The sequence below is a fragment of the Methylobacterium sp. J-088 genome, from assembly GCF_022829295.1.
Lineage (GTDB): Bacteria > Pseudomonadota > Alphaproteobacteria > Rhizobiales > Beijerinckiaceae > Methylobacterium.
This window is the reverse complement of record NZ_JAKSYH010000139.1, coordinates 46,739-57,572: the sequence shown is the minus strand read 5'-3', so window position 1 is coordinate 57,572 and position 10,834 is coordinate 46,739. Positions and strand designations below refer to the sequence as shown.

Here is a 10,834-nt window from a genome sequence, read left to right as displayed (position 1 = left end):
GGGGGAGGGAGAGGCGCGCGCACTACCCCGGCGGCAGCACGTCGACTTGAATCCCCGCATAATACGCCGCCAGATTGGCGATATCGGTGTCCGACAGCTCCTTCGCGACCACGTTCATGATCTCGTTCTGCCGCTTGCCGTCGCGGTACTCGGTGAGCGCCTTCACCAGATAGGGCTCGACCTGCCCGGCGAGGTTCGGCGCCTCCGGCAGCTTCGAGAGCCCGTCCATCCCGTGGCAGGTCTGGCAGGCGGTCGCGCGCTTCCGGCCCGCAGCCGCGTCGCCGGCCTGGGCCGAGAACGGGACGAGCGTGGCGGCAAGAAGGAGCAGCGGGCGGATCATCGAGCAAACTCTAAAGACCAGTGTATACGAGCCCGCTCGCCTCCAAATGGCGCGCGGGTCCCCTCTCCCGTGCGGGAGAGGGACAGGGTGAGGGATGAGAACTCTCAGAACGCGGCGCGACCGATACGTGCCGTGAGGCTGTGCTCTGTCCTGAACCTTCTCGTCCCTCACCCCAACCCTCTCCCGATCGGGAGAGGGGGCGCGTTGCGCTTGCTTGCGACGGCAGCGGATTCCGCGCAGGAAGGCGCCCATTCGCAAAAAACTACTTCTCGTACGAGATCCGGTAGATCGCCCCGGCGGAATCGTCGGAGACCAGCAGCGAGCCGTCGAGCATCACCGCTACATCCACCGGTCGCCCGAGATACTCGCCGTCGCCGGTGAGCCACCCTTCCGCGAACGGCTTGACCGACTCGACCTTGCCGTCGGCCCCGAGCTTGGCGAACATCACCCGGGCGCCTACCGGCTCCGTGCGATTCCACGAGCCGTGCTCGGCGATGAAGATCCCGCCCTTATAGACGGCCGGGAACTGCTTGCCGTTGTAGAAGGTCAGGCCGAGATCGGCCGCGTGCGGCGGCAACTCGGCCATCGGCGCGACCGCGTCGGCCGGCGGGGTCTGGTCCTTGTATTCGACCGTGCGCACCGCGCCGCCGCCGTACCACGGGAAGCCGAACGTCTCGCCCGCCTTGGTGGCGTGGTTCAGCTCACCCGGCGGCTTGTCGTCGCCCATCCCGTCGACCTGATTGTCGGTGAACCAGAGCGACTTGTCGGCGGCGAAATCGATTCCGACCGAATTGCGGATCCCGGTGGCGTAGACCTCGCGGTTCTTACCATCGGCATCCATGCGGATGATGCCGCCGATCCCGGCCTTCTTGTACAGGTCCAGCTTGTCGGCCGGGGGCACGTTGTAGGGCTGGCCGAGCGCGATGTAGGTCTTACCATCGGCGCCGACCCGGCAGACGCGGGCGGTGTGGTTGAAGCTCTCCTCGGCGGCCGGGATCAGCTCGCCCTGCTTGACCAGCACGCCCGCGGCGACGTCCGGGTTCTCGTAGAAGAACTCGGCGGCCGGGAAGGCCAGGACGCGGTTCTGCTCCACCACGGTGAGCACGCCGTCCTTCGAGAAGCACACGCCGTTCGGGATCTTGAAGTCGATACCCGGCGCGAAGGCGCGGACCTCGTCGGCGACCCGGTCCTTGTCGCGGTCGGTGACGGTGTAGACCTTGTTCTTGCGCGTGCCCACGAACAGCACGCCGGCATTGGGGCCGACCGCGATCGAGCGGGCATCCGGCACCACCGCGTAGAGGTCGATCTTGAAGCCCTCGGGCAGCTTGACCTTCGCGAGGTTCTTGCGGATCGCGTCGGCGCGCCGCCCGGTCTGCGGGATCTCGGGGGCGGGCTGCGTGTTCGTGCTGTGGAAGCCTTCGAGCTTCTGCAGGTCGTCGGTCTTGGCCTTCGTCTCGGCGGGCGCGGCGCCCTGCCCGAGGGCCGGCGCGGCGACACCGGCCAGCAGCGCGGCGATGATCCATGGTCGCATCGTGACGTATCCTCCCGGCCGCCCTGGTGTCGGGCAGGTCCGGGTGGCAACGATAGAGCCGCGTGTCCGAGGGACAAGCCACGCCGGTGACGCGGCCCGAACCCTGTCGCCGATCAGGCGACCTTGCGCGGCACCAGCCGCTCGCTGGCGAGCGCCGCCTCAGCCCCCGAGACGCCGGCCTCCGTGTACTCGGCATCCTCGTTGACCCGCCAGACATCGTGCCGGCGCTGGCCGCCGAGGATGTTCTCCACGGTGAGCATCGCGGTCATCATCGCGTGGTCCTGGTTGTTGTACTTGTGCATGCCGTTGCGGCCGACGAGATGCAGGGTCGGGAAATCCCGCTCCAGCTCGCGCCGCACCGTGGCGACATGGCCGGCATAGTCCGCGTCGTAGACCGGATAGGCCTTGGCCTGCCGGACCACGCAGGCATCGACCACCTCGGCCGGGTCGATCAGACCGATCTGCCCGATCTCGCGCTTGGCGAGCGCGACGAGTTCATCGTCCGAAGCGCTCCAGAGCCCGTCGCCCACGAAGCAGAAATATTCGAGGCCGAGGCAGGTATGGTCCGCGTCCGGCACCATCTCGGGTGACCACGAGCGGAAGTTCTGCACCCGCCCGACCTGCACCGACGGATCGTGGATGTAGATCCAGTTATCCGGGAAATTCTTTTGCGACTTCGCGATGAGAGCGACGGTGAGGAAGTCGCGATACTGCAGCGACCGGGCATTGAAGGTGCTGAGCGGTCGCGGCCGGATCGAATCCACCAGCTCGCGGACCGGAGCCGAGGAGACCACGTTGCGGGCCGTGAAAGTCTCGCGGCTGCCATCGGCGCGGCGGGCTGCCACGGTCCAGATGCCGGTTCCGGCGTCGAAGCTGAGGGAATCGACGCCGCGGTCGAGCAGCACCTTCCCACCCTGCCCCCGGATCTTGGCGGCCGCCGCCTCCCACATCATGCCGGGGCCGCGCCGCGGGTAGCGGAAGGATTCGATCAGCGTCTTGATCACGGGGCCGCCGGCCTTGGCCGGCTTGCGCAGGCCGAGCGAGCGCTTGATCCCGTCGCGGAGCGCGGAGCCGAGGTCGAGCCCCTTGATGCGCTGGGCCGCCCAATCGGCCGAGATCGCATCGCACGACATGCCCCACACCTTCTCGGTGTAGGTCTTGAAGAAGATCGCGAACAGCCGCTCGCCGAACTGATTGCGGACCCAGGCGTGGAACGTCTTCGGCTCCCGCACCGGCCGCAGGCGGGCGTAGAGGTACGAGGCCATGCAGGCCGCGCTGGTGAGCAGGCCCAGATTCCGCAGCGCCTCGAACGCCTTGAGCGGATACGCGTAGTAGCGGCCGCGATAATAGATCCGCGACAGGCGCGGGCGCTCGATGAAGTCGTTCGGCAGGATCTCGTCCCAGAGATCGACCACCGCCTTGGATTTCGAGAAGAACCGGTGCCCGCCGATATCGAACAGATAACCGTTGTGGGAGACCGTGCGCGAGATCCCGCCGACCTGGGCCGGGTCGCGCTCCAGAACCGTGACGGACCGGCCCTGCTTCGACAGCAGGTAGGCGGCGGTGAGGCCCGCAGGCCCCGCGCCGATCACCAGCGTCTCGGTGTGGTGGCTCATCCCATGCTCCGGCGATTCGTGGCTCGCACGACGCGCGCAGCGCCGACCTGCCGCGAGGATGCGGAGCCATGGTTAAGGAATCGCTGGCGGGACAGGCCTGTCGCGTCGGCGAATGCCCATCTCCGGCGCGAAAGTGATCGTCACCGGAGAATCCCGGGCTTTTCGGAGGCGTTGAAGGCGGCCGAAATGGCCGGTCTTGACCGATCGTTAAGCCTGTCGGCGCAACCTCGCTGCCGAGGGCCTCGGCTGCCCGTCTCAGTGACAGACCATGCCCGCTCCGGCGCAGCCGACCGCCCGACCGCACGTCCGGGTCGCGCCCCGTACGCTCCTGTGGGCGCTGGCTGGACTGTGCCTCGCCACATTGGTGCCGCCCGCCGACCTGTGGGCCACGATCCATCACCTGCGCGTGCCGGATACCGACGACGCCATGCGCCTCGCGGAAGTGCGTGACCTCATCAACGGCCAGGGCTGGTACGACAATGTCCAGCACCGCTTCCTCGCCCCCGCGGGCGTTCCGAGCCACTGGTCGCGGCTGGTGGATGCGCCGATCGCGGGGTTGATCCTGATCCTGACGCCGTTGGCCGGCCGAGGCCTTGCGGAGGGTCTGGCCGCCGCCCTGTGGCCGCTGCTGCTGTTCGGGCTGTACTGCGGGGTTCTGTATCGCGGCATGCGGGCGAATTTCGGCCGGCACGCGGCGATCCTCGCCCTCATCGCGGCGACGCAGACCCTCGGCGTGACCCTCCAGTTCGCGGCCGGGCGGGTCGATCACCACAACGTCCAGATCGTCGCGATCGTCGGCCTCGCTGTGTGCATGATCCGGGGCGGCGTCCGGAGCGGCCTGATCGGCGGCGCGTTGGCGGCGCTGTCTTTGGCGGTCGGGCTGGAGGGGCTGCCGTCCATCGCCGCGGCGGCCTTGTTTCTCGTCGGGGATTGGTGCCTGCGCGGTCGCCCGGCGCGCCCGCTCCTGGCCGGCTTCGGCCTCGGGCTCGGCGTCACCGCACCCGCGCTGTTCGCCGCGCAGACGGCGCCCGGGCTGTGGACCGCGACGCGCTGCGATGCGCTCTCGCCGCCCTGGCTCTGGCTCACCCTCGGTGGCCTCCTCCTGGGCGTCTGCGCCACTTTGGCTGGGGAGCGGCTCGCGTCGCTCCGGGCACGTACTGCCGTTGCCGGCCTCTGCGGCGCGATCCTGCTCGCCGGCTTCGCCCTGGCCTTCCCGATCTGCCTGGGCGGCCCCTTCCCCGACATGCCGCCCCTCGTGCGGGATCACTGGCTGCTCACCGTGAACGAGATGGCCGCGCTGCCGAAATTCATCGCCCGGGGGCAGTGGGAAGCCCTGGTGTTCTATCCGGTGGTGGTGCTCGCCACCGCCGCCGCGACCTGGTTGGCGTGGCGCGGGCCGCAGCGGCGGGCCTGGGCGGTCATGGCTGTGTTCCTGTGGCCCGGCCTGATCCTCGGCCTGTTCCAGTTCCGCGGCCTCTACATCGCCTCCGGCTTCGTCCCACTGGTGGCAGGGGCCATCCTGGCTCGAGTGCTCTCCGCTAAAGTGGACGTCGATTCGGGGGGAGGGAGCGCGTCACGGATAAGGTCCGGAGCCGACCTCCCTGGCAACGGGCACAGCGCCAAGCCTTTCCGGGATGCTGCCAGCCCCCGAAACAGCCTGCCCCGCTGGGGCGTGGCGCTCCTCGGCGGCTGCCTCATCAGCACGGTCTGGATGGCGCCCGCCGTTCTCGCCGCGGCGCTGGTACCCGCCGCGCGGACGGCGCCGGATCCCGCTGGTGCGAGTGCCTGCCGCAGTGAGGCAGCGCTCGCGGCTCTCAAAACCTTGCCGCCCGGCACCGTCCTGGCTCCGATTCTCATCGGGCCCGCGATCCTACTGCACACGCGGCACCGGATCGTGGCGGCGCCGTACCATCGGGCAATCCCCGGTCTCACGGCGGCGATCGAGGGGCTGGGGGGCACACAGGCGAATCTGGATCGGGTGCTGACGGCGTTCAGGGTCGATTACCTCGTCGCCTGCCCGGCCCGACCGGCCGAGGATCTTCAGGCCGAGACGGCCTTCGCCACACGGCTTACCCGGGGCACCGCGCATTCCGATAGGCTGGTGCCGCTCAGCCTGCCCGGCCCCCTCAAGGTGTGGCGGGTGACGCCTGCCCCCCTCAGAGCAGGCGGCGATCCAGCCGGATGATCCGGCCGGGATCACCGGCCCGGGCGGCGGGCGCGTGCGGGGCGCGGATCAGCAGCGCCTCGGCTTGGCCCAGGACCGCCAGCATCGAGGAATCCTGGCGCTGCTCGGGCGTCGCCACCGGCAGCCGACCCGGCTCGACGGCGAGGCGCGCGCGCATGTAATCGGCCCGTCCGTCGTTGGCCACGAGGTCGCGCCCGAGCAAGGCCGGCTCGCTCCGATCCGCGCCGGCCTGGGGGTCGCCCTGAAGCGCGCGGATTGCCGGCACTACGAACAACAATCCGCAGACGATGGACGAGACCGGATTTCCCGGCAGCCCGATCACCAGCATGTCGCCGAGGCGGCCGTGCATCAGCGGCTTGCCGGGCCGGAGCGCCACCCGCCAGAAGCCGAGTTCCAGGCCCTCCCGAGCCAGCGCGGCCTGGACGAGATCGTGGTCGCCGACAGACGCGCCGCCGAGCGTGATCAGCAGATCGGCCCGGGCCTCGCGGGCGCGCCGGAAAGCGTCCGCCAGGGCCGCATGGTCGTCCGCCGCGATGCCAAGATCGATGATCTCCGCCCCCGCCTCGGCGGCGAGCGCGCCAAGGGCGAGACTGTTGGAGGCGACGATCTGGTCCCAGGCCGGCGTCGCGCCGGGCTCGACCAGTTCGTCCCCGGTGGCCAGGATCGCCACCCGGGGGCGGCGCCGGACCGGCAGCTCCGGATGGCCGGCCGCCGCCGCCAGGGCGAGGCGCCGGGCATCCAGGGTCAGGCCGGCGGTCAGCAGCGTGTCTCCGGCCGTGAAATCGAGCCCGGCCCGGCGGATGAACCGCTTGGGCTCCACCGGTTCGACCACCCGCACGGTCGCGCCGTCGGCCTGCGCATCCTCCTGGATCAGGATCGCGTCCGCGCCATCCGGCACCGGCGCCCCGGTGAAGATCCGCACCGCCTCGCCGGGACCGAGGCTGCCCGAGAAGCCGTGGCCGGCCGCGCTGGTCCCGATCAGGCGCAGGGTCGCCCCTGCAACGTCGGCGTCGGCGCTCCGGACCGCGTAGCCGTCCATGGCGGAGGCCGGAAACGGCGGCTGCGTGCGGGTGGCGGCGATGTCGGCGGCCAGCGTCCGCCCGGCAGCCTGAGCCAGCGGCACGGTCTCGGCCTCGACCGGCCCCGTCACGCTCGCCAGGACCCGCGCCAGCGCCTCGGCGACCGGGATCAGGCCGCTCATGAAGCGGGTGCCCGATAGGCGCCTGAGCGGCCGCCATCCTTGGCGGTCAGCCGGATGCCCTCGATGCGCATGCCGCGATCGACCGCCTTCACCATGTCGTAGACCGTCAGGCACGCCACCGACACCGCGGTCAGCGCCTCCATCTCGACGCCGGTCGGTCCCTGCACCCGCACCTCGGCGGCGATACGCAGACCCGGCAGCGCGTCATCGGCCTCGATCTCGACCCTGACCTTCGACAGGAGCAACGGGTGGCAGAGGGGGATCAATTCGTGGGTGCGCTTGGCCGCCATGATGCCCGCGAGCCGCGCGGTGCCGATGACGTCGCCCTTCTTGGCATCACCCTCGCGGATCAGCGCCAGGGTCTTGGGCTCCATCACGATGGTGCCCTCCGCCCGGGCGGTGCGATCGGTGGCGGGCTTGTCGGTGACGTCGACCATGTTGGCCGCACCGCTGGTATCGAGATGGGTGAGCGTCGCGCCGGGCTCCATCGCTCAGCCCTTCTTCCGCTTCTTGGCGTCCTTGCCGTCGCCCTTGTCGTCGTCACCTTCGCCGATGCCGAACAGCAGCGTGCGGGTCGCGGCCGTCACGTCGGCCTGCCGCATCAGGCTCTCGCCGACCAGCACGACGCCGAGACCGTGCGCCCCGAGGCGGGCCACGTCGGCGTGATCGCCGATGCCGCTCTCGGCCACGGCGATCCGGTCGGCGGGGATGCCGGCGCCGAGGCGGATCGCCGTCTCGAACGAGACCTCGAAGGTCTTGAGGTTGCGGTTGTTCACCCCGATCATCGCCGTGCCCAGGGGGATCGCCCGGGCCAGCTCGGCCTCGTCGTGGACCTCGACCAGAACGTCCATCTCGAGGAGATGCGCGGTCTCGACCAACGCGACGGCCTCGTCGTCATCGAGGCAGGCCATGATGACGAGGATGCAGTCCGCCCCCCAGGCCCGGGCCTCGTAGACCTGATAGGGTTCGAACATGAAATCCTTGCGCAGGGCCGGCAGCCCGCAGGCCGCGCGCGCCGCGGTCAGATAGTCCGGCCGCCCCTGGAACGAGGGTTCGTCGGTCAGCACGGACAGGCAGGTCGCGCCGCCGGCCGCATAGGCGGCCGCCAAGGTCGCGGGGTCGAAATCGGCCCGGATCAGACCCTTCGAGGGGGAGGCCTTCTTCACCTCGGCGATCAAAGCCGGCCGGTTCTCCGCCAGATGCGCGCGGATCGCCGCCGCGAAGCCGCGCACCGGGTCGGCCTGCGCGACCTTGCGCTCCAGCTTGGCCAGCGGCACACGCAGCTTCGCCTCGGCGATTTCCCGGCGCTTATAGGCCTCGATCTTGGCGAGCAAGTTCGGCCGCTCGGTCGGCACCTCGGCGCCGGTCGCGTGGGTCGGCTCTTGCGTCAGCGAGCTCATCGGCCCTCCTGTCCATGGGAGCGGTCGTTCGAGGCCCGGACGAGCCGGGCGAGCGTCTCCCGGGCTGCCCCGGACTCGACGGCATCCTGCGCTCGTGCGAGCCCGTCCGCCAGGGTCGATGCGGCGCCCGCGACCACGAGTGCAGCGCCCGCATTGAGCGCCGCGATGTCCCGGTAGGCGTTGCGCGCGCCGGCGAGCACCGCTTCGAGCGCGCGGGCGTTGTCTTCGGGATCACCGCCGCGCAATTCTTCGGGCGCACGGAGCGTCAGGCCGAGCTCCCGCGGATCGATGGTGAAGCGGGAGATCCGGCCCTCCTCCAGGGCGACCACCCGGGTCGGACCGGTAACGGTGATCTCGTCGAGCCCGTCGGAACCATGGACGGTCCAGACCCGGCGGCTGCCGAGTTCCGCGAGCACCCGGGTCAGCGGCTCGGCCAAAGCCTCCTGGGCGACGCCGAACAGCTGGTAGGCGACGCCGGCCGGATTGCTCAACGGACCCAACAGGTTGAAGATCGTCCGGACGGGCAGTTCCGAGCGCACCGGCGCGACGTGCCGCATCGCCGGGTGGTGGGTCTGCGCGAACAGGAAGCAGAGGCCGGCCTCGTCCAGGCAGCGCGCTTGCCCCGCGACGTCGAGCCCGAGCTTCACGCCGAGAGCCGCCAGCACGTCCGCGGCGCCGGAGCGGGAGGTCGCGGCGCGGTTGCCGTGCTTGGCCACCGGCACGCCGCAGGCGGCCACCAGCATGGCGGCGAGGGTCGAGACGTTCACGCTGCCGGAATGGTCGCCGCCGGTGCCGACCACGTCGATGGCGCCCTCGGGCGCCGCGACGCGGGTCATGCGGGCCCGCATCGCCTCTGCGGCGCCGACGATCTCCGCGATGGTCTCGCCGCGCACCTTGAGGGCGGTCAGGAAGGCGCCGGCCTGGACCGGCGTCACCTCGCCCGACAGCAGATCGTCGAAGGCGGCCCGCGCCTCGGCGCGGTCGAGGGCGAGGCCCCCGGCGACCTTCGCGAGATGGGGTCTGAAACTGTCCATGCGCTCTGTCGGAGGGCCGCCCCGGCCTCCCGCGGGTCAATGCACGTCGGGACGCGTCCTGTCACGCGCCGCGTTCCAGGCGGCGGCGAGATCCAGGAAATTCTTCACGATCTCGGTGCCGTGCTGCGAGCGGATGCTCTCGGGGTGGAACTGCACGCCGTGGAGCGGGCGCTCGGCGTGCTCCAGCCCCATGATCAGGCCATCCGCCTCGGCGGTCACCTTCAGGGCCGCCGGGCAGCTCGCGCGGTCGACCACCAGGGAATGGTAGCGCGTCGCCTCGAAACTGTCGTTCAGGCCGCGGAACAGGCCGCTGGCCCCGTGCCGGATGGTCGAGACCTTGCCGTGCAGCGGCAGCGGCGCCCGCACCACGTCACCGCCGAAGGCCTGGCCGATCGCCTGGAGACCGAGGCAGACGCCGAAGATCGGGATTTCGTCCGACAGGTCCCGCACCACGTCCAGGCACACGCCCGCCTCGTTGGGGGTGCAGGGGCCGGGCGACAGCACGATCGCGTCCGGGGCCTTGGCGCGAATGTCGGAGACCGTCAGCGCATCGTTGCGCACCACGTCGATCGCGCCGCAGAGCGGGCCGATCAGGTGGACGAGATTCCACGTGAAGGAATCATAGTTGTCGATGACGAGGACGTTGGGCATCGCGGCGGCACGCTCGGGCATGGGGGCGATGTGACCTCTTGGGGCGGAGCGGTCAACCGTGCATGCCTCGCAACCAAGTTGGCGCACCTTCAGGATCGGTCGGCAGCGAACCCGACTACCGGCCCACCCACTCTGAGCGCGCAACCACTCGAAAGTTACAGTTATGCGCAGCACATGATTTGACACCTCGTTCTAGACTAGATCCGGCCGCGCCCGTACATGAAGTCACGCACATTCTCGATGGCCGTCGACATGACAATTCCCGATCTGCTTCATATCATCTGGGAATTCGCGAAGGGTGATTACGGGGGTCGGGTCGAAGCCAGTGTTGCGGCCGCCATAGCGGGCCTGCTGCTATCGACACATTTCAAGAAAAAGAGGCTGCGCGCGGCGATCAGACAGGAGATCGAAATCGTCAGCGCATCGTACGCGGACAAGCTAACGCAGCAGAACAAGGACGAACTGATAAACCTTGTAAAAAGCGATCCCGACTATCGCGTCCTGATCCTGACATCGATGAAACGCAGCATTATCAGCAATCTCGACGACGATATTTCCTATCTCCCACAGCGGGTCGCGAAGCATCTCATTCACTTCAACGACCTATCCGAGCTGATCGATGATACGATCACAGTCTTGCGAAGTGAAACGTTCAGCTCACTCAGCCTCGCGCGCAAGATCGCTACGCTTGAGGTGCCCTTCAGAATCCAACCGGAACGTCAGGACCATGCCCGGCGGCTTCTTGAAGACCTGTAGCTCAGAACTTGATGATCTCTGTCGAAAACGCCATGATATCGACTCCAACTCTCGTGAGGCCAAGCCTTCTCTGCAGGCCAGATCTATCATAATGTAGGTCCGAAACCAAAGTGCGCAATG

General features: G+C 69.2%; 10 protein-coding genes. 2 read left to right on the top strand and 8 right to left on the bottom strand.

The features are described 5' to 3' along the window. Window positions 1-22 precede the first annotated feature (22 nt). The 3 genes from MKK63_RS15810 to MKK63_RS15800 form a co-directional block, all read right to left on the bottom strand. Window positions 23-340: a c-type cytochrome gene (locus tag MKK63_RS15810; RefSeq protein WP_244003344.1), complete on the bottom strand. Its 318-nt coding sequence runs from the start codon at window positions 338-340 to the stop codon at window positions 23-25. Window positions 341-602: 262 nt separating this feature from the next. After that, complete coding sequence (locus MKK63_RS15805) at window positions 603-1,871, bottom strand: PQQ-dependent sugar dehydrogenase (protein ID WP_244003343.1); 1,269 nt, start codon at window positions 1,869-1,871, stop codon at window positions 603-605. Window positions 1,872-1,984: 113 nt separating this feature from the next. Next, window positions 1,985-3,487 (bottom strand): NAD(P)/FAD-dependent oxidoreductase, encoded by a 1,503-nt coding sequence (locus MKK63_RS15800; RefSeq protein ID WP_244003341.1) that lies wholly within the window; start codon window positions 3,485-3,487, stop codon window positions 1,985-1,987. A 268-nt stretch (window positions 3,488-3,755) separates the two neighbouring features. Between MKK63_RS15800 and MKK63_RS15795 the strand changes: the two genes are divergently transcribed. Beyond that, on the top strand, window positions 3,756-5,672 hold the full coding sequence (locus MKK63_RS15795) for a hypothetical protein (protein ID WP_244003339.1): 1,917 nt from the start codon (window positions 3,756-3,758) through the stop codon (window positions 5,670-5,672). On the opposite strand, the gene glp is transcribed toward MKK63_RS15795, so the two are convergent. From glp to MKK63_RS15770, 5 genes are read right to left on the bottom strand one after another with little or no spacing between them, the layout of a single operon-like run. Then, window positions 5,644-6,873, bottom strand: coding sequence for a gephyrin-like molybdotransferase Glp (glp, locus tag MKK63_RS15790; RefSeq protein WP_244003337.1), 1,230 nt, complete (start codon window positions 6,871-6,873; stop codon window positions 5,644-5,646). The genes MKK63_RS15795 and glp overlap by 29 nt on opposite strands. Next, window positions 6,870-7,361 (bottom strand): cyclic pyranopterin monophosphate synthase MoaC, encoded by a 492-nt coding sequence (gene moaC, locus MKK63_RS15785; protein WP_244003335.1) that lies wholly within the window; start codon window positions 7,359-7,361, stop codon window positions 6,870-6,872. Before moaC ends, glp begins: the two co-directional genes overlap by 4 nt. A gap of 3 nt (window positions 7,362-7,364) precedes the next feature. Next, complete coding sequence (trpC, locus tag MKK63_RS15780) at window positions 7,365-8,273, bottom strand: indole-3-glycerol phosphate synthase TrpC (protein WP_244003333.1); 909 nt, start codon at window positions 8,271-8,273, stop codon at window positions 7,365-7,367. After that, window positions 8,270-9,307, bottom strand: coding sequence for an anthranilate phosphoribosyltransferase (gene trpD, locus MKK63_RS15775; protein WP_244003331.1), 1,038 nt, complete (start codon window positions 9,305-9,307; stop codon window positions 8,270-8,272). Before trpD ends, trpC begins: the two co-directional genes overlap by 4 nt. A 36-nt stretch (window positions 9,308-9,343) precedes the next feature. Continuing rightward, on the bottom strand, window positions 9,344-9,958 hold the full coding sequence (locus tag MKK63_RS15770; protein ID WP_244003357.1) for an anthranilate synthase component II: 615 nt from the start codon (window positions 9,956-9,958) through the stop codon (window positions 9,344-9,346). Window positions 9,959-10,198: 240 nt separating this feature from the next. Between MKK63_RS15770 and MKK63_RS15765 the strand changes: the two genes are divergently transcribed. Beyond that, window positions 10,199-10,714, top strand: coding sequence for a hypothetical protein (locus MKK63_RS15765; RefSeq protein WP_244003329.1), 516 nt, complete (start codon window positions 10,199-10,201; stop codon window positions 10,712-10,714). Window positions 10,715-10,834 lie beyond the last annotated feature (120 nt).

Coding starts and splice junctions, on each gene's coding strand:
- MKK63_RS15810 (WP_244003344.1), bottom strand. CDS start 340: ATGATCCGCCCGCTGCTCCTTCTTGCCGCCACGCTCGTCCCGTTCTCG.
- glp (WP_244003337.1), bottom strand. CDS start 6,873: ATGAGCGGCCTGATCCCGGTCGCCGAGGCGCTGGCGCGGGTCCTGGCG.
- MKK63_RS15800 (WP_244003341.1), bottom strand. CDS start 3,487: ATGAGCCACCACACCGAGACGCTGGTGATCGGCGCGGGGCCTGCGGGC.
- trpC (WP_244003333.1), bottom strand. CDS start 8,273: ATGAGCTCGCTGACGCAAGAGCCGACCCACGCGACCGGCGCCGAGGTG.
- MKK63_RS15795 (WP_244003339.1), top strand. CDS start 3,756: ATGCCCGCTCCGGCGCAGCCGACCGCCCGACCGCACGTCCGGGTCGCG.
- moaC (WP_244003335.1), bottom strand. CDS start 7,361: ATGGAGCCCGGCGCGACGCTCACCCATCTCGATACCAGCGGTGCGGCC.
- MKK63_RS15765 (WP_244003329.1), top strand. CDS start 10,199: ATGGCCGTCGACATGACAATTCCCGATCTGCTTCATATCATCTGGGAA.
- trpD (WP_244003331.1), bottom strand. CDS start 9,307: ATGGACAGTTTCAGACCCCATCTCGCGAAGGTCGCCGGGGGCCTCGCC.
- MKK63_RS15805 (WP_244003343.1), bottom strand. CDS start 1,871: ATGCGACCATGGATCATCGCCGCGCTGCTGGCCGGTGTCGCCGCGCCG.
- MKK63_RS15770 (WP_244003357.1), bottom strand. CDS start 9,958: ATGCCCAACGTCCTCGTCATCGACAACTATGATTCCTTCACGTGGAAT.